At 63.3% G+C, this 21,332-nt stretch carries 25 protein-coding genes and 1 riboswitch; of the genes, 10 read left to right on the top strand and 15 right to left on the bottom strand.

Annotated elements, in window-relative coordinates:
• The first annotated feature begins 378 nt into the window (after positions 1-378).
• Positions 379-1,377: an IS110 family RNA-guided transposase gene (locus tag LMTR21_RS31385; protein ID WP_084030388.1), complete on the top strand. Its 999-nt coding sequence runs from the start codon at positions 379-381 to the stop codon at positions 1,375-1,377.
• A gap of 591 nt (positions 1,378-1,968) precedes the next feature.
• Here LMTR21_RS31385 and LMTR21_RS31380 read toward each other — a convergent pair.
• From LMTR21_RS31380 to LMTR21_RS31330, 11 genes are all read right to left on the bottom strand, one after another.
• Complete coding sequence (locus LMTR21_RS31380; protein ID WP_084031028.1) at positions 1,969-2,250, bottom strand: helix-turn-helix domain-containing protein; 282 nt, start codon at positions 2,248-2,250, stop codon at positions 1,969-1,971.
• Between the two features lie 792 nt (positions 2,251-3,042).
• Complete coding sequence (locus tag LMTR21_RS31375) at positions 3,043-3,594, bottom strand: DUF2846 domain-containing protein (protein ID WP_187399242.1); 552 nt, start codon at positions 3,592-3,594, stop codon at positions 3,043-3,045.
• Positions 3,595-3,712: 118 nt separating this feature from the next.
• Positions 3,713-4,105 carry a nuclear transport factor 2 family protein gene (locus LMTR21_RS31370; protein ID WP_065756749.1) on the bottom strand — a complete coding sequence of 131 codons (393 nt, stop codon included), beginning with the start codon at positions 4,103-4,105 and terminating at the stop codon, positions 3,713-3,715.
• A gap of 112 nt (positions 4,106-4,217) precedes the next feature.
• Complete coding sequence (locus tag LMTR21_RS31365; protein ID WP_065756748.1) at positions 4,218-4,616, bottom strand: hypothetical protein; 399 nt, start codon at positions 4,614-4,616, stop codon at positions 4,218-4,220.
• Between the two features lie 25 nt (positions 4,617-4,641).
• Complete coding sequence (gene thiC, locus LMTR21_RS31360) at positions 4,642-6,540, bottom strand: phosphomethylpyrimidine synthase ThiC (RefSeq protein WP_065756747.1); 1,899 nt, start codon at positions 6,538-6,540, stop codon at positions 4,642-4,644.
• Positions 6,537-6,809: a hypothetical protein gene (locus tag LMTR21_RS31355; RefSeq protein WP_065756746.1), complete on the bottom strand. Its 273-nt coding sequence runs from the start codon at positions 6,807-6,809 to the stop codon at positions 6,537-6,539. The genes thiC and LMTR21_RS31355 overlap by 4 nt, the downstream gene beginning before the upstream one ends.
• Positions 6,809-7,417 (bottom strand): thiamine phosphate synthase, encoded by a 609-nt coding sequence (locus tag LMTR21_RS31350; RefSeq protein WP_065756745.1) that lies wholly within the window; start codon positions 7,415-7,417, stop codon positions 6,809-6,811. Before LMTR21_RS31350 ends, LMTR21_RS31355 begins: the two co-directional genes overlap by 1 nt.
• Positions 7,404-8,186 (bottom strand): thiazole synthase, encoded by a 783-nt coding sequence (locus LMTR21_RS31345; protein ID WP_065756744.1) that lies wholly within the window; start codon positions 8,184-8,186, stop codon positions 7,404-7,406. Before LMTR21_RS31345 ends, LMTR21_RS31350 begins: the two co-directional genes overlap by 14 nt.
• Positions 8,187-8,330: 144 nt before the next feature.
• Complete coding sequence (gene thiS, locus LMTR21_RS31340; protein WP_065756743.1) at positions 8,331-8,528, bottom strand: sulfur carrier protein ThiS; 198 nt, start codon at positions 8,526-8,528, stop codon at positions 8,331-8,333.
• On the bottom strand, positions 8,519-9,532 hold the full coding sequence (locus LMTR21_RS31335; RefSeq protein WP_065756742.1) for an FAD-dependent oxidoreductase: 1,014 nt from the start codon (positions 9,530-9,532) through the stop codon (positions 8,519-8,521). Before LMTR21_RS31335 ends, thiS begins: the two co-directional genes overlap by 10 nt.
• Positions 9,520-9,664, bottom strand: a riboswitch (TPP riboswitch). It overlaps the preceding gene by 13 nt.
• A 133-nt stretch (positions 9,665-9,797) precedes the next feature.
• Complete coding sequence (locus LMTR21_RS31330; protein WP_065756741.1) at positions 9,798-10,328, bottom strand: lytic transglycosylase domain-containing protein; 531 nt, start codon at positions 10,326-10,328, stop codon at positions 9,798-9,800.
• 378 nt (positions 10,329-10,706) lie between these two features.
• Here LMTR21_RS31330 and LMTR21_RS31325 point away from each other — a divergent pair, with 378 nt between their 5' ends.
• Positions 10,707-10,901: a hypothetical protein gene (locus LMTR21_RS31325; protein ID WP_065756740.1), complete on the top strand. Its 195-nt coding sequence runs from the start codon at positions 10,707-10,709 to the stop codon at positions 10,899-10,901.
• A gap of 9 nt (positions 10,902-10,910) precedes the next feature.
• On the opposite strand, the gene LMTR21_RS31320 is transcribed toward LMTR21_RS31325, so the two are convergent.
• Together LMTR21_RS31320 and LMTR21_RS31315 are read right to left on the bottom strand one after the other, a co-directional pair.
• The gene (locus tag LMTR21_RS31320; protein ID WP_065756739.1) at positions 10,911-12,242 is read right to left on the bottom strand and encodes an ATP-binding protein; all 1,332 of its coding nucleotides are present in this window, start codon (positions 12,240-12,242) and stop codon (positions 10,911-10,913) included.
• A gap of 2 nt (positions 12,243-12,244) precedes the next feature.
• On the bottom strand, positions 12,245-12,982 hold the full coding sequence (locus LMTR21_RS31315; RefSeq protein ID WP_065756738.1) for a response regulator: 738 nt from the start codon (positions 12,980-12,982) through the stop codon (positions 12,245-12,247).
• A gap of 198 nt (positions 12,983-13,180) precedes the next feature.
• Between LMTR21_RS31315 and LMTR21_RS31310 the strand changes: the two genes are divergently transcribed.
• The 5 genes from LMTR21_RS31310 (at position 13,181) to LMTR21_RS31290 (ending at position 16,531) form a co-directional block, all read left to right on the top strand.
• Entirely contained in the window at positions 13,181-13,753 is a 573-nt protein-coding gene (locus LMTR21_RS31310; protein ID WP_065756737.1) for a hypothetical protein, read from the top strand.
• Positions 13,754-13,877: 124 nt separating this feature from the next.
• A complete protein-coding gene (locus tag LMTR21_RS31305) occupies positions 13,878-14,255 on the top strand; it encodes a PRC-barrel domain-containing protein (protein WP_065756736.1) in 378 nt (125 codons plus the stop codon).
• Between the two features lie 96 nt (positions 14,256-14,351).
• Positions 14,352-14,888, top strand: a complete 537-nt coding sequence (locus LMTR21_RS31300) for a PRC-barrel domain-containing protein (protein ID WP_065756735.1) — start codon at positions 14,352-14,354, stop codon at positions 14,886-14,888.
• Positions 14,889-15,070: 182 nt separating this feature from the next.
• Entirely contained in the window at positions 15,071-15,283 is a 213-nt protein-coding gene (locus LMTR21_RS31295) for a dodecin family protein (protein ID WP_065756734.1), read from the top strand.
• Between the two features lie 87 nt (positions 15,284-15,370).
• Positions 15,371-16,531, top strand: a complete 1,161-nt coding sequence (locus LMTR21_RS31290) for an IS110 family RNA-guided transposase (protein WP_148635921.1) — start codon at positions 15,371-15,373, stop codon at positions 16,529-16,531.
• Between the two features lie 437 nt (positions 16,532-16,968).
• Here the strand turns inward: LMTR21_RS31290 and LMTR21_RS31280 are convergent, their stop codons facing one another.
• A complete protein-coding gene (locus LMTR21_RS31280; RefSeq protein WP_065756403.1) occupies positions 16,969-18,537 on the bottom strand; it encodes a DUF4403 family protein in 1,569 nt (522 codons plus the stop codon).
• A 255-nt stretch (positions 18,538-18,792) separates the two neighbouring features.
• Here LMTR21_RS31280 and LMTR21_RS31275 point away from each other — a divergent pair, with 255 nt between their 5' ends.
• The 3 genes from LMTR21_RS31275 (at position 18,793) to LMTR21_RS31265 (ending at position 20,295) form a co-directional block, all read left to right on the top strand.
• Positions 18,793-19,233, top strand: coding sequence for a hypothetical protein (locus LMTR21_RS31275; protein ID WP_141688641.1), 441 nt, complete (start codon positions 18,793-18,795; stop codon positions 19,231-19,233).
• 24 nt (positions 19,234-19,257) lie between these two features.
• A complete protein-coding gene (locus LMTR21_RS31270) occupies positions 19,258-19,938 on the top strand; it encodes a winged helix-turn-helix transcriptional regulator (protein WP_065756401.1) in 681 nt (226 codons plus the stop codon).
• A gap of 69 nt (positions 19,939-20,007) precedes the next feature.
• Complete coding sequence (locus LMTR21_RS31265; RefSeq protein ID WP_065756400.1) at positions 20,008-20,295, top strand: YciI family protein; 288 nt, start codon at positions 20,008-20,010, stop codon at positions 20,293-20,295.
• A gap of 106 nt (positions 20,296-20,401) precedes the next feature.
• Here the strand turns inward: LMTR21_RS31265 and LMTR21_RS31260 are convergent, their stop codons facing one another.
• Positions 20,402-21,085: a L,D-transpeptidase gene (locus tag LMTR21_RS31260; RefSeq protein ID WP_065756399.1), complete on the bottom strand. Its 684-nt coding sequence runs from the start codon at positions 21,083-21,085 to the stop codon at positions 20,402-20,404.
• Positions 21,086-21,332: the final 247 nt, after the last annotated feature.

The following is a 21,332-nucleotide window of genomic DNA, read 5'->3' as shown; positions in this document are numbered from 1 at the left end:
GCGACATGTTCTGCCCGAGGTTTGCATCTTTGTTGCCCTCCGAGATTAGAGGGCGCAGGGAAGACCGGGTGCGCGCCGCACCCGCGGTCTCGCGTGCAGGTGCACACGAAGAGCACGCACACGAGCATACAGGTACAGCGGGAGCATCCCGGCCTTCCCTGCGCAATGGCTTTACGGCTTATAACGAGCTCTTGTGTCCGCAAAATCTGCCAGAATGTGCGAACGGGCGGTTCTGACCAACCGCCCGTCGCTGGATCTGATCCCGTTCGTGCTCAAAGGCCGAGAGCCTGTCGGGGAGCGAGGGACAGATCCGGTGGTCTTCCTCAACCCGAACAGTTGCACGGGCTTCGAGCCCGAACCGAGCAAGGAAGGGAGTGGATGATGGCACAAGATGAGGTCGTTGTCGTCGGTATTGATGTGGCCAAGGACAAGGTGGATGCGTGCATTCGCTCGCTGTCTCAATGGCAGACGTTCCCAAGTACCGCGGAGGGGCAGCGCGCCCTGATCCGCTGGCTTCGCAAACACAGGGGCGGCAAGGCAGCCATGGAGGCTTCCGGCGGTTATGAGCAGGACTGGGCCAAGGCGCTGCGCGAGGCCCGCATCGAAGTCCGGATCGTCGACCCGAAGCGGGTGCGCAGCTTCGCCCGCTCGGCCGGACGCCTCGCCAAGAACGATCCGATCGATGCGGAGATGATCGCCTGGTTCGCCGAGACCTTCACCGAAGCACCGGGCCAAGCCTACGACGCGGCACGCGAGAGGTTGGTCAAGATCGTCAATGCACGCCAAGGACTGCTCGATCTACAGACTAGCTTGAAAAACAGTGGCGAGCATTCCGTGCCGGACGTCGTGCAGAAAATGCAGGCGCGGCTCTTGAAGAAGATTGCCGTCGAAGTCGCCAAGCTCGATACTGCGATCGCAGCCCAGGTCAAAGCGACACCGCATTTTGCCGAGCTCGCCGAGATCATCGAGAGCGTGCCGGGACTTGGCAAGATCACTTCCGCCGGACTGATCGCGACGATGCCGGAACTGGGCCAGGTGAACGACAATATCGTCGCGGCCTTGTTGGGGGTAGCACCTTACGATGACGATAGTGGCCAACGGCGGGGCAACCGCCACATCAAGGGCGGACGCCGAAAGGCCCGCAACCTCTTCTACATGCCTTGCATGGGAGCTGCGACCCAGCACAACCCCGTGCTCAAGGCGTTCTATGACCGCCTGATCGCCAAGGGAAAGGAGCCGAAGGTTGCGCTCACCGCCTGTATGCGCAAGCTCATCGTCATCCTCAACACCATGATCGCGCGACGCCAAAAATGGGACGCCAACCGCTACAAAGTGAGCGACCCCGCTCGGCTTCCGCCGAGCGCATGCCCAGCCTAAAGACCGGTGAGCGGATGGGGTCAAGGCCGTCAGCCGCCGGAGGCGGTGGCGCGTAGCGCCAGCCTTGAGGCCAGCCGATCACAGGGCTACATCAACACAGTTGCTCCCCGGAGAACGGCTTTATTGCCTCCGTCGCCGGCGGGACACTTCCCGCCAGCTTAACGCCAGCACCGCGACGCCAGGACCACACGACTTCGCCGTACGTGTCAGGCGCCTACGTCGTGTGCGCCATTCACGTCCATCGCATCTCACCGCACGTTCGTGACGATCGCGAAGCGCCCCTCATCTGCCGTGAGACGAGCGGAGTTATGCGGCTGATTTGGGTGAGAACGAAAGCGGAATATTTTTGATTCCCGGGCTTGACACGATTTCGGAAAATCCGAAGTGATTTGCCCTCGTGCCATGCTCGTCGCGCGCGCCGGCGAAATGCGCTCGCGCGAACGGCAATCAGTACGCACTCCGTAGCCGTAGGGTGGCAGAGGCGCGGAGCGCCGTGCCCACCAGTTCACGCCGCGCTCATGATGGTGGGCACGCTTCCGCCTTCGCTCCCCAGGCCACGGCGGGACAAGGTCGCTTTGCTCAGCAAGCGCTCTAATTGTGCGCGGGTATGTCGACCCCATCGGTCGCGTACTGCCGGATCTTGTTGCGCATCGTGCGCACCGAAAGCCCGAGCAGGCGCGCGGCGTGGGTGCGGTTGCCGTGGCAGCGCGCCAGCGTTTGCAGCACGAGCTCGCGCTCGATCGCCTCGACCGTCGAGCCGATCAGCATCGGCACGATCTCATGGGGTGGGCGGATTTGCGAATCCGATAACGGAACTTCGGTCACCGGAACGCAGTCCGTGCCGAGATAAACGTCAAAATACTCCCGGGGCATCAACACCTCCCGATCGACGCTTGCTCCGAAACGCGGAGCAGAAACATCAGGAATCACAAGCCCTCCAGCCGCAGGGAAGCGTGGGCGCGAATGGTTAATGAAAGATTAATGAGCACGGAAAAGTTTTGCCAATGAGTCAATACACCCTGAAGTATATGACCGGTAGCAGGCAGACAACCGCGATTGCCGCTACGCTCGCGGACGTGCGAGCGCCTTTGTGAGTTCGGGGAAGGGGGAAAGATCGGAGCAACTTTCGATCCCCATTGCGACCGGTTTGATCTGTCGATCTTCAAATCTGACGACCCAATTGTCGCGAACGACGATCCCGAACGGATTGTCGCGGAATACGGCAATGCATATCGCCGTAAATGTTCCGCCCCTGAGCAGACCTCCCCACCGTTCATAGGGTTTGGAAATCTTCGCGTCGCGCACCACGTAGCGATTCCGCGTCCGGATATATTCGGCGATCAATTGCCGGTAATTGGCCGGCAGCGCAGCGGCCGGCGATGCGCTCTGCTTTAGCGCACCAGCTTTTCCGTTTTGCGCGAGAACGTCGCGAGCACCGAGAAGCGTTGTGAGGGAGAGGGCTAGCGCGGCAAGCGCGGCAGTTGTTCGCATGATTGATCATTCGTCAGGTTGACGGAGAGCATGTATAGATCGTGTTTATCGCAGGCGTAATCCACCTCGACAGCGAGACGGTCGCCAAATGGTGGATTATCCTTCGCAGAGCCTCGCTGCACGGCGTCGAGTATTCCTGCACGTCGCTTCGCTCATCCTGGCTATGCCGCTCCGCTATTGAGCCTTGGCGGAATTGAGTTGCCTGAATTCGGGTGGCGGCGCGTCGTTCGCTGCAGCGGCCTGTACTGAAAACGTACTGTGAGCGACCGCGGTCCTCTGCGGGACGACGACCGACCCGACCATCGTGTAGCTGTAACCGGCATCCTCGCCCCAGCGCTTGGGCAGCAGGTAGTAGGACTTCCCTGCCTCCACAACGAATTCGGCGGGATGCGGCACTCCCGAGATGACGCGTGTCCAATACTCGTTTGGCGAACCAACGCTGTGCCGGCCGGGTGGCAGTTCGACGGTCGCATACTGCCCGGGAGGAAGCGACGTCAGCCGCTTGCCATCGACCTCGATAGGAAGCGCAAATACGCTGGTGTGAAAGGTAAAGGGGCGTCCGATGTACACGGTTGCGTAGCCGGCCCTGGGCGTAACAGGGACAAAAGTTGCCGCAGCCCCAACTGTTTGATTGTGAACTGTCGAGCAGGCGGTAAGGAGATTGAGCGCCAGCCCGGCAGCAAGCAAACGCGCGGATCGAGCCGACGCGACATTCAGAAATTTCACAACGCCCCTCGTCCCCAGAGCTGAGCGGGAAGTGCAGCTCTACGAACATTTTTGGCCGGGCTTGCGTGCAAGTCAAGGTAATCAATTGGCTTGAGTACACGCGTTGTATCGGCGGCAACTATCGGGCATAGGCTTTCGCGATCGCGGCCGTATCCGTATATTCGCGAAACCGGATGATCTGTCCGTCGCGAACCTCGTGCACCTGTACCCACTCGACCGCCCATTCCTTGCCGGTCGCCTTCACCAGAAAACGCTCGCTGCCGAACACCGCAACCGTGTCGCCATCGGCGATCATGCGCATCACCCTGAATTCCCTGACCTCGATCGTCGAGCGTATCCGCTCGAAAAATTCCCGCGCGCCACGGCGGCCGCGCCATCGCCCCGCGAACGGAATAGTGTCGGGGCCGGAAAATTCCCACACCGCATCGTCGCCGATGACGTCAAGCGCAGCATCGAGATCGCGCCGCGCCAGCGCGTCGTAGTGTGCTTTCACAGTGTCGATGGCCAGCATGGTCTTTCCTTGGGAAAGCTTCAGCCCTGGAGCCGTAGCCCGCATGAGCGCAGCGATATGCGGGATGGCTTATCCCGGATGTCGCTGCGCTCATCCGGGCTATGCCTGCTCGTTACCGCGCCGGCTCCTTCGCCCGCTCTTCCGTTGCGACCGCCTCCGCAGGCTTGCTCGACCGCACCATCAGAAACGTTCCGGAAGCCGCCGTGCCCGGCAGCTTCCAGCGCCCGTCGATTTCCGTGGCCTCGGCATTGACCGTGCCCTCATAGGAGACGGTGGCGTAGCCGTGGCCGGGCGGCTCGTAGCGTTTGACGAACGAGACGGTGCTGCCGGATCGATGGCCCGCAATCGAGGCGTTGTGAGTGCTGATCGGGCAGCCGGGCACGGTGCAGGGTTCGGTCACGTTTCCTGTGAGCGCGCCACCGGTTTCGATGAGCGTCGCCAGAAACGTGACCATTCCTACCTGCTGCTGAACAAAGGTGCCGTCCCAGACACCGGTCAGGCTGTCGGTCATTGCGGTCTGGATGCGTGCGCCGTTCTCATAGCACGCGGTTGCTCTCCTTCACCTTGTCCGCGTCCAGATACACGCTTGATCCCATCTCCTTGAACTTCTGGCTCATCGCCGCCATACCGTCCTCGATGGTGCCGCTTATGTGCATCCCGACACTCTCCGGATCGTTCAGCGTTGCCGCATAGTCCCGCACGTCCTGCGTGATCTTCATCGAGCAGAATTTTGGGCCGCACATCGAGCAGAAATGCGCGACCTTGTGGGCTTCCTTCGGCAGCGTCTCGTCGTGGAAGTTCTTGGCCGTATCCGGATCGAGGCCGAGGTTGAACTGGTCGGTCCAGCGGAAGTCGAACCGCGCACGCGAGAGGGCGTCGTCGCGCAGTTGCGCGGCGGGGTGGCCTTTGGCGAGATCGGAGGCGTGGGCGGCGATCTTGTAGGTGATGACGCCGACCTTGACGTCGTTGCGGTCGGGCAGGCCGAGATGCTCCTTCGGCGTGACGTAGCAGAGCATGGCGCAGCCGAACCAGCCGATCATGGCGGCGCCAATGCCCGACGTGATGTGGTCGTAGCCCGGTGCGATGTCTGTCGTCAGCGGCCCAAGCGTGTAGAACGGGGCTTCGCCGCATTCCTTGAGCTGCTTGTCCATGTTGATCTTGATCTTGTGCATCGGCACGTGGCCGGGACCTTCGATCATCACCTGGCAGCCCTTGTCCCACGCGATCTTGGTCAGCTCGCCGAGCGTCTCCAGCTCCGCGAACTGCGCGCGGTCGTTGGCATCCGCGATCGAGCCGGGGCGCAGGCCGTCGCCGAGCGAGAACGAGACGTCATACTTGCGCATGAGGTCGCAGATCTCGTCGAAATGGGTGTAGAGGAAGCTCTCCTTGTGATGCGCGAGGCACCACTTCGCCATGATCGAGCCGCCGCGCGACACGATGCCGGTGACGCGGTTGGCCGTGAGGTGGATGTAGGGCAGGCGCACGCCGGCGTGGATCGTAAAATAATCGACGCCCTGTTCGCACTGCTCGATCAGCGTGTCCTTGTAGAGCTCCCAGGTCAGTTTCACCGGATCGCCTTCGCACTTTTCCAGCGCCTGGTAGATCGGCACGGTACCGATCGGCACCGGCGAGTTGCGCAGGATCCATTCGCGGGTGGTGTGGATGTTGCGGCCCGTCGAGAGGTCCATCACGGTGTCGGCGCCCCAGCGGATCGCCCACACCATCTTGTCGACTTCCTCTTCCACCGACGAGGTGACGGCGGAGTTGCCGATATTGGCGTTGATCTTGGTGAGGAAGTTGCGGCCGATGATCATCGGCTCGAGTTCGGCGTGGTTGATGTTGGAGGGAATGATCGCCCGGCCGCGCGCGATCTCGCTGCGGACGAATTCCGGGGTGATGAAGGCCGGCACCGAGGCGCCGAAGCTTTCTCCATCAGCCAATGCGGCTTCGGCGCGCTCGAGCTGCGCCTTGCGACCGAGGTTTTCGCGCTCGGCGACGTAGATCATCTCCTTGGTGATGATGCCGGCGCGGGCGAATTCAAGTTGCGTGATCTTGTGGCCGTCGAGGCCGCGGATCGGCTTGTGATGCGCGGTGAAGGCCTTTGCGGCGTGCGAGGCACCGACATTGCCGTTGTCTTCCGGCTTGATGGCGCGGCCCTCATACTCCTCGATACCGCCGCGCTCCTTGACCCAGGCGAGACGGTTGCGGGAGAGGCCGGCGTTGACGTCGATGGTGACGGAGGGATCGGTGTAGGGGCCCGAGGTGTCGTAGACGGGCAGGTTCGGCTCGCCCGCGGCTTCCGAGAGGATGATCTCACGCAAGGGCACGCGCAGGTCAGGCGCGGCGTCGGGGGTCGCGAAGATTTTTCGCGACGAGGCGAGCGGGCCGGTGGTGACGGCGGGAAGCGTGGTGCCGGGGTTGGAGCGAATGTTCATGGAATCCTCCGTTTTTTATGGGCGTCGTTCCGGACGGGCCGCGACGCGGACCGATCCGGAACCTCGAGGTTGTTGAGCGAGATTCCGGGTTCGCGCTGCGCGCGCCCCGGAATGACGCCGGTGGAAATTTCTTCCGTCATTGCGAGCGCAGGGAAGCAATCCATCGCGCCGCAAGCGGAGAGATGGATTGCTTCGTCGCTTGCGCTCCCGTGCGCAAACGCTTCGCGTTTGTCGCAGGCAATGACGGTGGTGAGGTCTTGCACATCCATCACGCGGCCTCCGCGCTTTGCCCCAGCCACTGCCGCACCCGTGCATCCGGGTCGGCGTTCTGGGTGACGTCGCTGACGACGGCGATGGAGTCGGCGCCGGCGGCGTAGATGTCGGCGGACTGTTCGAACTTGATGCCGCCGATCGCGACCAGCGGGATGTCGCCGATGCGTTTCTTCCATTCGGTGATTTTTGGAATGCCCTGCGGCGCGAAGCGCATCGATTTCAGCGTGGTCGGGAAGATCGGACCCAACGCGATGTAATCGGGCTTGGCGGCGAGCGCCGTCGCCAGTTCCTCGTCGTCATGGGTGGAGATGCCGAGCGTCAGTCCCGCTTTTCGGATTTCGTTGAGGTCCGCGTCGACCAGATCTTCCTGGCCGAGATGCAGATGCTGGGCGCCAGCGACGATCGCCGCGCGCCAGTAATCGTTGACCACGAGCTTGGCGTCGGAGCCCTTGATGGCCCCGAGCGCGTCGGTGACGATCTGCAGCGCTTCCGACTCATTGAGGTCCTTGGCGCGCAGTTGGATGGTGCCGACGCCGAGCCGCGCCAGCCGGCCTACCCAGGCGACGCTGTCGACCACGGGATAAAATCTGTCAGGATACGGCATGCCAGAACGGGGTCCCGATCACAGGGGTTGAGGGGGAGGCGAAGTCGCGGGCTTCCATCAGGCCGGCCTCGTAAGCCGCGCGGCCGGCTTCGACCCCGAGGCGGAACGCATTCGCCATCGCGACCGGATCGGCGGCTTTTGCGATCGCGGTGTTGAGCAGCACGGCGTCGTAGCCGAGTTCGAGGGCGTGGGCGGCATGCGAGGGCGCGCCGAGACCGGCGTCGACCACCAGCGTCACGTCAGGCAGGCGCTCGCGCATCAACCTCAAGGCATCGCGGTTGGTGATGCCTTTGGCGCTTCCGATCGGCGCGGCCCACGGCATCACCACCTTGCACCCGGCGTCAACCAGCCGCATCGCGACCGAAAGGTCTTCGGTGCAGTAGGGGAACACTTCAAAGCCGTCCTTGATCAGAATGCCGGCGGCTTCGACCAGACCCACCACATCGGGCTGCAGCGTGTCGTTGTCGGCGATCACTTCGAGCTTGATCCAGGGCGTTCCGAACAGTTCGCGCGCGAGTTTGGCGGTGGTCACCGCCTCGCGCACGCTGCGGCAGCCGGCGGTGTTCGGGAGTACCGCAACATCGAGCTCGCGGATCAGCGACCAGAACGCATCCCCGCTCTTGCCGCCGGCGGCCTCGCGCCGCAGCGACACCGTGACGATGTTGGCGCCGGAAGCGCGGATCGCGTCCTGCATGATCGCGGGCGAGGGATAGAGCGCCGTGCCGATCAGCAGGCGGGAGGAAAAGGTCTTGCCGTAGAAGTTCAGCATCAGGATTCTCCGTCATTCCGGACGGTCCGCGAAGCGGACCGATCCGGAATCTCGAAGTGAAGTGCGAGTGTGTATCCTCCGGATTCCGGGTTCGCGCTGACGCGCGCCCCGGAATGACGTGCAAGCCAATCACGCATCATCATCTCACCCTCCCTGCCGCGGCGTGATGATTTCGATTTCGTCGCCGGCTTTCAACGCGGTCTCGGCCCAGCGGCTTTTCGGCAGCACGTCGTAATTCAGCGCGATGGCGAAATGTGTGCCTTCGTATTCGAGTTCGCTGAGCAGCGCGTCGACGCGCGTCGAGGCGATCTCGCGCAGCTCCCCGTTAACGGTTACACGCATCGCATCACCTCATTGTCGATGGCGCCGCGCTGCACATAGGCGAGCGTTGCTTCCGCGAGCGCGGGCGCCAGCAGGAAACCGTGGCGGTAGAGCCCGTTCACGGCGATCTTGTTCTTGCCGGCCGTGATCCGCGGCAGGTTGTCGGGGTAGGCGGGACGCAAGCCGGAGCCGAACTCGACGATGCGGGCTTCGGCAAAGGCCGGGTGCACGGCATAGGCGGCGCCCAAAAGCTCCAGCGCCGAACGGACGCTGACGCCGGTGTCCTCGGCTTCGATCGAGGTCGCGCCCAGCATGAACTTGCCGTCGCCGCGCGGGATCACATAGAGCGGCCAGCGCGGATGGATCAGCCGCACCGGACGCGAGAGTTCGACCTCGCTGGTTTCGACGATGATCATCTCGCCCTTGACGCCGCGCAGCTCCAGCTGCTCGTCGCGCGCGGAGAGGCCGCGGCAATCGATGACGATGCCGTCGAGATTTTCCGCTTTTGTCTCGCTGTCGAATTTGATGGTGCCGCCGGCGGCCGTGATGCGGGCGTGCAACTCGGGCAGCACGCGGCGCGGCTCGACATGGCCTTCACCGGCGTAGAACAGGCCATTGCGAAAGCGGCCATCGAGCGACGGTTCGAGCTCGCTCAGCGCCTGCGCGTCGAGCCTGACATGGCCGGTGGTGAGTTTGGCAAAGCGTTCGAAATCGGCGCGGTCGCGGGCATGCGCCACGACGAGCGAGCCGTTGAACGGGGTGTCGGGAAAATGCTCGCGCCACAGGTAGAGCGAGCGGATGCCGAGCCGGCCGATCACGGGCTCGGAGGTCTCGGCTTCGCACCAGGGCGCCAGCATGCCGCCGGCCCAGTGGCTGGTGGAAAGGGTCATATCGGCGTCACTGCGCTCGTACAGGGTCACGGCATGGCCGGCCTGGGCGAACAGCAACGCCTGCCATGCGCCGGCAATGCCCGCGCCGATGATGGATACGGGGGAATCCCCCCTCGAATCTGACTTCTGGTACATCCCTGTCCCTTCGCCGGCATGACCCGGATCAGGTTCAAAGGGTCACCGCGGTCTTAGGACTTCACCTCTTTGAGGTAATTGCCCAAGCTTGCGGTATCTCAGCTCCTCGTCGGAGCACCCCTCGGAACAGGGCTAATGTAGGCGCTTGGGCCTGCGTGTCAACAACGCGCCCCCTCGTCATGCCCGGGCTTGACCCGGGCATCCCTGTCTTTGGCACTGCAAACAGCGGGACGCGTCGAAGGCCGGCAAGCCCGGCCAGTGACGACTATTGGGCGGGAACCTGCAGCGCGTTGGCGTCGGCGGGCGTTCTGGCCGCTCGAACCGGCGCAGCGACGATTTTCGGCGGTGCATCACTCGCCAGCACCGGCGCAATCTGCAGCGGCTTTTCCTGCCGCTGGCGCTTTGCAGCATAGTAATAGCCGCTCGCATAATAACGCACGGCTCGGTTGTGATCGCCGCCCGCAGCGCGGTAGGCGCCGGCGAGATATTTGATGCCCCAGGCGAGGTTGGTAGAGGGATCGCGCAGGCCCGCGGCGTCGCCGGTGTAGCCGAGCCCGCGCGCGGTCGGCAGTTTGATCTGCATCAACCCGATGGTGCCGCCGCGCCCGACCAGGTTCGGATGATATTTGCTCTCGCGCACGATCACGCGGTGCACCAGCGCTTCCGGCACGTTGTTGGCAGCCGCGTGGGTTGCGACCATGCTTTCATATTGCGCGCGGCTCTGCGCGCTTGCACTTGATGAAACGAACAGTGCGGCGGTGGCGGCGAGCCAGACGAATTTCGGAAAACTTTTCATAAAAACGATCTCGGCGGATGGAACGCGGGAACGATTGACGCTTCCCGGTTAGTTCCATCTGCGGGCCAAGATGTGGCGAAAAGCGGACGACATCGCGGCGAGATTCTCCACGCCGAGGCATGTGTTCGAGGCATGTGTCAACGAGCGTATCTCGCGTGACGCCAACGTTGTGCGTGCAATGCATCGCATCGCGCGACGCGAATCCGAATCTGCGTCATGCGGACGCGCGAAGAATGTCGTGCAAAAGTCGCAGTCAAGGTGTAAAGAAGACGCCGCGGCAAAAATTCCAATTCATTCCGACAGCAGACCTGTCCCATTCAACGAAATTTCAAAAAGCGAGACGTCATTTACGACGTCCGAAGTCTAGGGAGATGCGCCATGGCTCGACTTGACAGCAGCTATTTGCCTCGCGGAAATCCCTGCGCCCAGTGCGGCAAGCCGATCCCGAGACCCGATTGGGTCGAGAGCAGTCAGGGCCGCACCTCCTTCCTCTGGTTCTGCCGCGCCTGCGACTATCGCTTCGAGGCGATCGCCATCTACGAGGAAGCCGATCCCGACGCGCTCGCAGCCTGACGCGCTGATCTAGGCAGCGGAGCTGCCGCCGTTCTGGTGTGTCGGCAATTGCATGCGCACCACGAGCCCATGCGGCGGCCGGTCATGCAGCGACAGCGTCCCGCCATGCGCCAGCACAATGGCGTTCGTTATCGACAGGCCAAGGCCGAAGCCCGCCGCCTCATCCATGTTGCGGGCCTCGTCGCCGCGCACGAACGGCTCCAGCATGTTCTGCTTCTGCGCATCCGAAATGCCGGGGCCGTCATCCTCGACATCGATGGTGAAGTGATCCGGTGAGATGCGAAGCCGGATCACCGCCTCGGCGCCGAACCGCACCGCATTCTCCACCAGATTGGTGACGGCGCGATGCAGGTCGTCCGGCCGGACGGTCGCCATCGCATGCGCGGGACCGTCATAGGCGACCTTGCGTCCGAGGTCGCTGAACTGGTCGGTGACGAGCTGCAGCGAACTTGCGATGTCGACCAGCGTCATCGCCTCCAGCCTGCGGTCGTTGCGCAGGAACGACAGCACCGATTCCAGCATCGCGCGCATCTGGTCGAGATCGGCGAGCATGCGGTTGCGATGGGTCTCGTCCTCGATGAATTCCGAGCGCAGCCGCATCCGCGTGATCGGCGTGCGCAGATCGTGGCTGATGGCGGCGAGCATTTTGGTGCGGTCGTCGATCAGGCCGGTGATGCGCTCGCGCATCCGGTTGAGCGCCTTGGCCAGGAAACGGATTTCTTCCGGCCCGCGTTCCGGCAGCGGCGCCGTCGTCCCGTCGAGGCTGAAGCTTTCGGCAGCCTTCGCAAATGACGACAACGGCGCGGTCAGGGCGCGCGCCGCCCACAAGCCTAGCAGGGTAACGCTGATGACGGCGAACAATAACGTCATCATCGTGGGGCCGCCCATGAAGGGCGGCCGGCGGTCGGCCGGCACGTTGACGGCGATCATCGCGCCATCCGGCAGCGCAATGCCGAGCTTTTTCGTCTCGCCGCCCGGCGAGAGCGCGAACAGGCGGTAGCTGTTGCCGAGGCGGCGATGCAGACCGTGCAGGCCGGGGCCCTCCGGCTCGCGCGCCGCCGGCGGCGTGTCCGTGGCCAGCATCTCGATGCCGAGCTGCGGAAACGTCCGCGCGATATCGGCCGACAGCCGCGGCCGTTCGGTTGCCGGCGCCGCGCCGAGTAACTGCACGGCGGTTGCGAGTTGGCCATGCCCGCGGTCATGTGCGGGATCCGGCGGCTCCGGCCGGTTGATCAGAAAGCTCGCCGTGATGACGGCATGCAGGGCGACGATCGAGACGATCACGAGCGCTGCGATCTGGCCGCTGATGCGTCGAAGGCTCAGGAAGCCGAACAGCTTCATGATCAGGTGCCGGCGGCGGATGCGATTTCCACCCTTGGGGTGAACATGTAGCCGCCGGAGCGCACCGTCTTGATCATGGTGGCTTCCTGCGGATCGGGCTCGATCTTGCGGCGGATGCGGCTGACCAGCACGTCGATCGAGCGTTCGAACGAGCCGGCGTTGCGCCCTTGCGTGAGGTCGAGCAGGCTGTCGCGCGACAGCACGCGGCCGGGCCGCTCGCAGAAGGTGCGCAACAGGTCGAATTCGGCGCTGGTCATGGCGACGCGCGCGCCTTCGGGATTGCGCAATTCCCGCATCCGGAAATCGATCCGCCAGCCGGCAAAGCACAGCGCGGTGGCGCCTTCGGTGGCGCTGGCGGTGCGCCCCGCCGCCTGCCGGCGCAGCACCGCGTTGATGCGCGCCAGCAATTCGCGCGGATTGAACGGTTTTGCGAGATAGTCGTCGGCACCCATCTCGAGCCCGAGAATGCGATCGACGTCCTCGCCGCGCGCGGTCAGCATGATGATCGGCGTCTGCGACTCCGCGCGCACCTTGCGGCAGAGGGTGAGGCCGTCCTCACCGGGCAGCATGACGTCGAGGATCAACAGATCGACACGGCGGTCGGTCATGGCGCGAACCATTTCGCGGCCGTCGACGGCCGTCGTCACGTTGCAGGCGTTGTTGCGCAGGTATTTTGCGATCAGCGTCCGCGTCTCGCGGTCGTCCTCGACGACGAGGATGTTGGGGATTGCCTGGGCCATGCCGACCTTTTGTCCGTGATTCGGGCGTGTGGGCGAAGGATTTTTGTTTCCGGATGTTTCTGGATGGCCCCTGTTAACACCGGGCAACAGACGAGGGGAGCGCTGAAAAGACCTCGTTAAGACCGCCAATCCTACGTTCGCGAACGTCCGATGCGTTCCCGCGAGTAACCGAATCACCTGACCATCCCTGGAGCTATCATGACCTCGATCTCGGCGGCCTCCATCAATACCCGTCAGTCGCCTCTGCAGATGTTGCAGAACGAGTTGTTGTCCGAAGTGAAATCCGGCGCCATCAGTTCGTCCGATCAGGACGCGTTGTCGGCGGCGCTGACCGATATCGATTCCGCCATGCAGGCGAGCCGCGCCAGCGACCAGACCAGCGGCACGCGGCCCTCGCCCGACGAACTCAAGTCCAAGATCGACGATCTGATTGCGGGCCAGGTCTCCTCGGGCAAGCTGACCAGCGACCAGGCCACCGAGCTGCAGGGCATCTTCAAGGCCGCCTTCGCCAACGGTCCCGGCGGCGCAGGCGGTCCTGGTGGAGCAGGCGGCCCGCCTCCGGGTGGGCCCGGCGGTCCGCCGCCTTCTGACGGTACCTCGTCGAGCGGTGATACATCGTCGTCATCATCATCGACGTCGGTGGAAGACGTCCTGAAGCAGTTCCTGGAATTGCTGAAGGAGTCGCAGTCGTCATCGACGTCCTACGGCTCGACCGGCACGACATCGAGCAGCGCCTCCTTCTCGGCGCTGTTGATCGACTTCCAGAGCTGACGTCCTTCCCGCGTCGGCCTGTTGCAACCATCCTTTCCGAAAGGGAAGGATGGTTGTCTCATTTCGGCGGCGGAACCGCTCACACAGTGCAACGTTGGTTCCCACACGATGTGTGGAGGGTGCAATGACAAGCGACGTCATGGCCAAGCCGCATCCGTTAATCGCGAGCGACCGTGTCGAGGGGACCGCGGTGCGACGGCCGAACGGGGATACGATTGGCCACATCGAACGGCTGATGATCGACAAGGTCACCGGCAAAGTATCCTATGCCATCCTGAGTTTTGGCGGCTTTCTCGGCATCGGAGCCAATCTGATTCCGTTGCCGTGGGGACGGCTGCGCTACAGCACCAGGTTCGAAGCCTACGAACTCGATATCGATGATGAAGAGCTAAAGCGCGCGCCGTCATTCCGCGCGGACAAGGATTTCGACTGGGGTGATCGCGCCAAGGAAGCAGAGCTGCATCGCTACTACGGCATGCCGCCTTACTGGGGCGGCTTCTGACCGCACGCAAAGCGAGTGTTCCCGCCGAATATGTATGGAACACTTGTTAATGTGCCGGGTTTTCCTCGAAGGGTTTCTGAACTGAGGAGAACCGATATGTTGACCAAATATGCCGTTGCCGGCATCGCGGCCTCCGCGCTGCTGGCGAGTGTCGCGTTTGCGCAAACTCCGTCGGCGACGACGGATAAGGCCACCACCGCCGCACCTGCGGCGGCGTCCGATACCTCGTCGTTCAAGGGCAACTGGCGGACCTCGAAGCTGGTTGGCCTGAACGTGTACAACGACAGCAACGAAAGCCTCGGATCGATCAACGATCTCCTGGCTGACAAGAACGGCGATATCAAAGCCGTGGTGATCGGCGTGGGCGGATTCCTCGGCGTTGGTGAGCATCTCGTCGTGGTGCCGATCGACAAGGTGAAGTTCGTCGATGAGCCGATTGCCTATACCAGCACCTCGAGTGCGCCGGCCACCGGTGGCGCACGGCCTGGGGCCGGTTCGGGCACGACGACGGGTGCTGCGACCGCGCCTGCGCCGGCCGTCAAGAAGAATCCGTGGTATCCGGATCACGCCGTGTTCAGCGCGACCAAGGATCAGCTGAAGGCGATGCCGGAGTTCAAGTATTCGACCGATTAAAGCTGCGGGCCCAAACCGCAGGCTTCCTCAAATGGCCGGACGCGTGATGCCGCCCGGCCATTTTGATTTTGGCAGTGCCCATTTCGTGCATGGTGCGGCGCATCCTATCGGCGTTCGCCTCCCGATGTTAGGTTGCAACCGGCAGGAGCACCTGCCTCCTGCTGACAGCAAGGGAGGACGACATGGCGGAGAGCGTCTACAAGGTCATCGAGCTGATCGGCACCAGCAAGGAATCCTGGGAGAAGGCCGCCGCGGCGGCGGTCGGACGCGCGGGAAAATCGTTACGCGATCTCAGGGTAGCCGAGATCGTGAAGCTCGATCTGCAACTGGACGCCAAAGGCGAGATCGAAGCCTATCGCGCCAAGGTGAACGTCTCGTTCAAGTTCGAGGAATAGAAGTTGATGCGTAGATTCCATGAGGCGGTGAGCGTGGCCTTTCCGATAAGGTTTGGGTTTCCACACTCGAACCCCTCGGAGAGTCAGATGCAAGCATCCACCGTAGCCACGCCCACCGCCGGCCATATTGGCACAATTTTCGTTGCAATCGAACTGAGCCAGCGGAGCTGGCGGGTCGCGCTGCACAGCCCGGACAAGGACAAGATATCGCACCACAAGCTGGAGGGTGGCGATCATGCCGAGCTGTTGGCGTTGGTGGGTCGGGTTCGGGAGCGGGCGGCTCGAGCGCTGGGAGGCGTTCCGGCGGTGGCGAGCTGCTACGAGGCGGGCTACGACGGGTTCTGGCTGCACCGGCTGCTGCTGGCGGCCGGCATCACGAACTACGTGTTTGATCCCGCCAGCATTGCGGTGGACCAGCGGGCGCGGCGGGTGAAGACCGACCGGATCGATGGCGAGCGGATGCTGCGCACGCTGATGGCGTATCTGCGCGGCGAGCCGCGGGTGGTGCGGATCGTCCGGGTGCCTGCAGCCGAACAGGAGGACGCGCGCCGCGGCAGCCGCGAACGCGACCGGCTGATCAAGGAGCAAACCGCTCACACCAACCGGATCAAGGCACTGCTGCGGCTGCGGGGCATGGCGGTCGGGAACCCGCGGCGGCGCGACTGGCTGAGCTGGCTGGCAACGCAGCGGGATTGGCAAGGCCAGGCGGTGCCGCCGCGGATGCTGAGCGAGATCCGACACGAGCACGCGCGGCTGATGCTGGTGCGCGATCGGCTCGATGCGCTCGCGCAGGAGGCGGCCGCAGCGGAGCCAATGCCTGCGGAAGCCGAGATGACCCGGCGCAGCGAACTGCTGCGCCGGCTCAAATGTCTCGGCCCGGCGTTCGCGACGACGCTGACCAGCGAGGTGTTCTACAAGGACTTCCGCAATCGCCGCGAGGTCGGGAGCTATTTCGGGCTGACGCCCAGTCCGTGGCGGAGCGGCGGCATCGACCGCGACCAGGGCATCAGCAAGGCGGGCAATCCGCGCGCCCGCTGTGCCGCGATCGAACTGGCCTGGCTGTGGCTGCGGCATCAGCCGGACAGCAAGCTGACCCTGGAGTACCGCAAGCGCACGCTCGATGCCGGCAAGCGCATCAAGCGCGTCGCCATCGTCGCCCTGGCGCGCAAGCTGATGGTGGCGCTCTGGCGCTATCTCACGACCGGCCTCGTGCCCGAGGGCGCGGCGCTCAAGGCTGTAAAGATCTAACCACTTCAACGAATGCGTCAGCGTCGCGGCATCTGCCGCGGTCAGCGCGGGATGGATGATGACCGTGCCACCCTTGGGCCAGCAAACAGGCTGTTTCGTAGATGGGTCTCATCCTCGTGGCTTCCTCGCCGCATGCATGCGGAATGTGGGTACGGACAACGGTCCGACCGGATATGAGGTGATGCAGTGAGCAACTGCATAAATCGCCGGAAGCCAGTCCCAGAGCGCACCGACCGCGGCGGCACGCTGCGCTACGCATGGCTCCGCGCGCCGCCGCTCCACCGAACGTAAAAATCACATCCAAGCCCCGCCGGGATGCTTGACTCAAAAGGCCTCATATGAGGGTGGGCAAAGGCGCGCTTGCGCCGTGCCCACCACCGCCTTCAGGTGAGATGGTGGGCACGCTTCGCTTTGCCCACCCTACGATTGCAGCTTCGTCACAGCGCCGGCAGCGCGCTCACATAGACGTTGATCGCGCCTTCGGCTTCCGCGATCACACGCAGCGTTTTGGAATCGAACGCGATGTCGGCAAGCCGCAGCTTGCTGATCTCGGCCGAGACGCGCAGGCCGTCCTCGTTCTTCTGGAAGTCGGCAATCACGGCGGCAATCTTCTTCTGCGCATTGCTCGCGAACGGCTTGAGGTCGACGACGGCCTTTTCCGCCAGCGTCTTCTGCAGATGCGGGATCGCCGCGCGCGCCGCGGCGCCGAGCAGCCCGAAGGCGGCTTCGGATTCGACGGCGAGCTCGATATCGGCGAGCCGCAGCGTCTGCTCGGCCTGGTCGAGCACCGGTTTTCCCCAGATGTGCACGTTGGCTTCGCCGGCGAGGCCGAGGAAGCTCTTTTTCTCCCTGGCGTTCACCAATAGCGAAATCAGCAGGCGGTTGCCGGATGCGGCCACGCTGGCGCGCTTGACGGTGACGTCGACCGCGCCCGAACCATCTTCCGGAAACGTCCTTCCGGCGAACTGCGCCTCCACGATCTTGTTGATCTCGGTAAACGGCATGTCCATGGGCACGCCGATGGCGACGCGTCCCGGCGTCGGCGGCACGATGACGATGTTGGCGGGGAACGGACAGGACGGCTTGGTCTCGGCAGGCGTGATGCGGGTCTCGGCCTCGATGCCGAGCGTCAGCGTCAGGTTCGCCGCATCGATGCGCGGTTGCGCGGCGATTGCCCGTGTGGGGCGCAATTCCAGCCACAGCGTCGGCATGGTCGATCCGGCCGTCGTGCCTTGCAGCGGGATCGAGCGGCAGGCCTTGGCCCATTGCGCCCGCGCGTTCCGTTCGAAGGTCGGATCGTTGCGCATGCGCGCCTGCACCAGCGCGATCTGCTCGGCGACGTTCTGGTCGATCAACGGCTTCACCTGCGCCGGCACGTTGATGCGTGCGCCGGCCACCGCGAGGCTGGTGTCGCCGAGATTGACCTGCGCCGCCAGGTTAGGCTCGATGCGCCAGTTCGCGGCGATCTTCGGCCGCGAGGTGATGACAACATTGCCCTTGATCTCGGCGCTGGCGTTGAGGTTCTTGATGTTCACGCTGCCGATCTGCTTGGCGACGTTGCCGCCGAGCAGGCCGCCAAGCGCCTCGCCGACCGCCCCGGTCGCCTTGGCCGACAGCGATCCCGTGACGTTCAGCGTGCCGGTCAGCGGTGTTGCCAGCGACAGCGCGTCTTGCGCGCCGGTCGCGCTGATCGGCCCGCGCGAGGCGGTCCAGCCGATATCGGCGTTCTGCAGGATCTGCGAGATCGGATTGTCGGCCTTGCCGGCGAAGGAGCGCGGCGCGCCGCGGTCGGCGGCGTCACGGATCGCCGCGAGCGTCACCGCAATCGGCGCCATCACGGTGGACGCACGCGGCGCCGGCGGCAGCGGCGGCAATTCGGCAAGCGGCGGCGGGCGGTTCGTCGCGCGCGGCACGACGACGTCCATGAGCTTCAGACTCGCGGTAAACGAGACGACGACGACCACAAGCGCGATCGCAATCGTCTTCAGACGCATCGGCAGACGCATCGTCCCCCCCGAGCCCTCAATGAATCGCCCCACAACATTTTACAGGGAAGGCGAGAGACGCGCCAGTGCAGCGGGTTCCCATGGGCCTGCCCGTTTGACGGACATTCCCGAGACTTCAATTCGACGCCCCTCCTTTGGCTCGGCGTGCTGGATTGGATCATCTGGCCGAGTTGGCTGATTCACGCGGCCATCCCCTCCGATCTGTTGACTCCAGATTTTATAGTAATTACTATAAAAAATGTAGTATGATCGGAGTTGCCGATGTCAGCAGTATCTTACGTTGCCCGTCCGGCCGGCGCCCGCAGCTTCTGGCTCGGCTTTGCCGCCTACCTTCTTCCGTCCTTTCCGATCGCCTTCATCTGGCATCTCGTCGTGTTCGAGCAGAAGTATCATGCGTTGCAGATCTATCGCGACGAGCCGGTGATCGCCCTTGGCCTGGGTTCAATGATCATCCAGGCCGCGGCCTTCTCGTGGTTGTTCCCGCGCGTATTCGTGCAAGGTAGCGGGTCGGTCCTGAAGGACGGGCTGTTGTATGGTCTTGGCGCGGGTCTGTTGTCGTGGTCGTTCACCACGCTTGCCGTTGCAGCCAAGAATGTGATGGTTTCCGTGCCGGACTATGTGTTGCTTGAAACCGCGTTCACGATTCTACAGTTTGCCATTGTCGGTCCGTTGATCGCTCTCGCTTACCGAAGATGATGCGGAGGAACTAATCCCGGCGGCATGACCAATCTTCACTATCCGCAATTCTGCGCACTTGCCCGCGCGGCGGAAATCATCGGCGAGCGTTGGACTCTCCTGATTATCCGGGAGCTCCTTCTTGGGCCGAAGCGATTTGGCGATCTGCTGGATCACCTTGACGGTATGAGTCCCACCTTGCTGACAGCGCGCCTTGCCACCCTGATCGAGTGCAACGTCGTGCGGCGAACTGTTTTGCCGCGGCCGATCAATGCGCAGGTGTACGAGCTGACGGAGATCGGCCGGGAAATTCAGCCCGCGATTCGGGAGTTGATCCGCTGGGGCGGCCGCTTCCTGTTCCCGCCGGTGCCGGGCGACACGTTCGAGCCAGACTGGGTGATGCTTGGCCTCGATGCCATTGCGAAGCGTTCACCCGTGCCGGCAATCAACGTCGGTCTCATGGTTACCCATGGCAAGAAATCAGCAGGCTTTACCGTCGCGGGCGGCGGCTCAGGCACGTCGATTCAGAGAGGCATCACGGATTGCAAGGGAACATTGGAAGCCCCGTTTGACGCGGTGCTGCAGATTGTTGGAACGAGCGTCTCCCTTCAAGACGCAATCGAAGCGAAGCGCGCCAAAGTCATCGGCTCCATGGCACTGGTTCGCAAGCTTCCGCTGCTGTTCGACCTGGCCGAACGTCGGCGCATCGCGCCCGCTGCGCACTGATAGGAGTAATCGGAAAGCGGAGTCCGCAAAGAGAAGGCACTTACCTCAACTGGTGAACAGGAGTCGCGTATGAAGAAGTTTGTGCTGCTGCATTACGGATTTGAAAAACCCACCCCGGAAATCATGGCCGCCTGGGGCAAATGGTTTGAGGCAGCCAAGCCGCATATGGTCGACATGGGCGGCTTCGGCCATGGTCGAGAAATCTCGAAGGGCGGAACAAAGGACCTTCCGCTCGGCCCCGACTCCATCACCGGCTTCACGATCGTCAACGCGGCAAATCTCGACGATGCAGAGAAGTTGGCGCAAGGCAACCCATTCATTTCGAGCATTCGAGTCTACGAAGTAAGGTCGGGCTGATACGGAAGAACCGCACTGCGAAAGGGCTGGCGAGCGATTACGTGCTGAATGCGACAAGCGGCTCCGGCAATGCCGGGCCGCTTTCAGCATGGGAATTTATTTGCGCTTAGCGGATGGCGCGACCGAGATCGGCGCGGCGGTCCGTCATCGGCAGTACGATCACCTTGGTTCCGACGCTGACCCGCGAATAGAGGTCTTTGACGTCTTCATTGGTGAGGCGGAGGCAGCCGGAGGAAACGCGGGTTCCGATCGTCTCCGGCGCGTTGGTGCCGTGGATGCGATAGATGGTGCCGCCGAGATACATCGCGCGGGCGCCGAGCGGGTTGCCGGGGCCGCCGGCCATGTGGCGCGGCAGATAGGGCTGGCGGGCGATCATTTCCGGGGGCGGAGTCCAGGCCGGCCACTCCGCCTTGCGGGTGATCGTCTGGGTGCCCGACCAAGTGAAGCCGTCGCGGCCGATGCCGATGCCGTAGCGCATCGCCTGGCCGTTGCCGAGCACGAGATAGAGATAGGTGTTGGGGGTATCGATGATGATCGTGCCCGGCGCCTCGCGGGTATAGTAGTTCACGACCTGGCGGCGCAGGCGGGCCGGCAACTCGACCGAACGGTCTTCCTCTTCCCGGGGCGCAGCCGCAACCGGTGGCGGGGCCGCTTCGATCTGCGGCAGGAAGAACGGAAACAGCGGCAACGGAGCAGCAGTGGCGGGTGCGGAAAATGCGGTCGCGCCAATCGCCAGCGCGCCCAAGGCGGCGGTAGCAAAGCGGGTGTTCAGCCTGAATGAATTAAACATTGGTCGCCCCTGTTTTAAAATTTGCTGCGCCGTTTCTCGGCGCGTCGTTGGGGAAACCTGTACCGATGAACCGTTTCAGGACATTTGCACGAAATCGCCAAAATGGTTTCGTCGCGTTAGGGAATTGTTTCGTTAAGGTTTCGTTGCCGGCGGGGCGTGCCAGGCATGCGCCTGGTCCTAGCTTCAATGGGTTCGAAAGGAACCCTTGAAGCCCTGCGCTGTTGGAATAGCAGTCCAGAGACAAGCG

This window comes from Bradyrhizobium paxllaeri (genome assembly GCF_001693515.2).
Taxonomy (GTDB): Bacteria; Pseudomonadota; Alphaproteobacteria; order Rhizobiales; family Xanthobacteraceae; genus Bradyrhizobium; species Bradyrhizobium paxllaeri.
This window is presented reverse-complemented; position numbering and strand designations above follow the sequence as displayed.

Coding starts and splice junctions, on each gene's coding strand:
- LMTR21_RS31385 (WP_084030388.1), top strand. CDS start 379: ATGATGGCACAAGATGAGGTCGTTGTCGTCGGTATTGATGTGGCCAAG.
- LMTR21_RS31380 (WP_084031028.1), bottom strand. CDS start 2,250: ATGCCCCGGGAGTATTTTGACGTTTATCTCGGCACGGACTGCGTTCCG.
- LMTR21_RS31370 (WP_065756749.1), bottom strand. CDS start 4,105: ATGCTGGCCATCGACACTGTGAAAGCACACTACGACGCGCTGGCGCGG.
- LMTR21_RS31365 (WP_065756748.1), bottom strand. CDS start 4,616: ATGACCGACAGCCTGACCGGTGTCTGGGACGGCACCTTTGTTCAGCAG.
- thiC (WP_065756747.1), bottom strand. CDS start 6,540: ATGAACATTCGCTCCAACCCCGGCACCACGCTTCCCGCCGTCACCACC.
- LMTR21_RS31355 (WP_065756746.1), bottom strand. CDS start 6,809: ATGGATGTGCAAGACCTCACCACCGTCATTGCCTGCGACAAACGCGAA.
- LMTR21_RS31350 (WP_065756745.1), bottom strand. CDS start 7,417: ATGCCGTATCCTGACAGATTTTATCCCGTGGTCGACAGCGTCGCCTGG.
- LMTR21_RS31345 (WP_065756744.1), bottom strand. CDS start 8,186: ATGCTGAACTTCTACGGCAAGACCTTTTCCTCCCGCCTGCTGATCGGC.
- thiS (WP_065756743.1), bottom strand. CDS start 8,528: ATGCGTGTAACCGTTAACGGGGAGCTGCGCGAGATCGCCTCGACGCGC.
- LMTR21_RS31335 (WP_065756742.1), bottom strand. CDS start 9,532: ATGTACCAGAAGTCAGATTCGAGGGGGGATTCCCCCGTATCCATCATC.
- LMTR21_RS31330 (WP_065756741.1), bottom strand. CDS start 10,328: ATGAAAAGTTTTCCGAAATTCGTCTGGCTCGCCGCCACCGCCGCACTG.
- LMTR21_RS31325 (WP_065756740.1), top strand. CDS start 10,707: ATGGCTCGACTTGACAGCAGCTATTTGCCTCGCGGAAATCCCTGCGCC.
- LMTR21_RS31320 (WP_065756739.1), bottom strand. CDS start 12,242: ATGAAGCTGTTCGGCTTCCTGAGCCTTCGACGCATCAGCGGCCAGATC.
- LMTR21_RS31315 (WP_065756738.1), bottom strand. CDS start 12,982: ATGGCCCAGGCAATCCCCAACATCCTCGTCGTCGAGGACGACCGCGAG.
- LMTR21_RS31310 (WP_065756737.1), top strand. CDS start 13,181: ATGACCTCGATCTCGGCGGCCTCCATCAATACCCGTCAGTCGCCTCTG.
- LMTR21_RS31305 (WP_065756736.1), top strand. CDS start 13,878: ATGACAAGCGACGTCATGGCCAAGCCGCATCCGTTAATCGCGAGCGAC.
- LMTR21_RS31300 (WP_065756735.1), top strand. CDS start 14,352: ATGTTGACCAAATATGCCGTTGCCGGCATCGCGGCCTCCGCGCTGCTG.
- LMTR21_RS31295 (WP_065756734.1), top strand. CDS start 15,071: ATGGCGGAGAGCGTCTACAAGGTCATCGAGCTGATCGGCACCAGCAAG.
- LMTR21_RS31290 (WP_148635921.1), top strand. CDS start 15,371: ATGCAAGCATCCACCGTAGCCACGCCCACCGCCGGCCATATTGGCACA.
- LMTR21_RS31280 (WP_065756403.1), bottom strand. CDS start 18,537: ATGCGTCTGCCGATGCGTCTGAAGACGATTGCGATCGCGCTTGTGGTC.
- LMTR21_RS31270 (WP_065756401.1), top strand. CDS start 19,258: ATGACCAATCTTCACTATCCGCAATTCTGCGCACTTGCCCGCGCGGCG.
- LMTR21_RS31265 (WP_065756400.1), top strand. CDS start 20,008: ATGAAGAAGTTTGTGCTGCTGCATTACGGATTTGAAAAACCCACCCCG.
- LMTR21_RS31260 (WP_065756399.1), bottom strand. CDS start 21,085: ATGTTTAATTCATTCAGGCTGAACACCCGCTTTGCTACCGCCGCCTTG.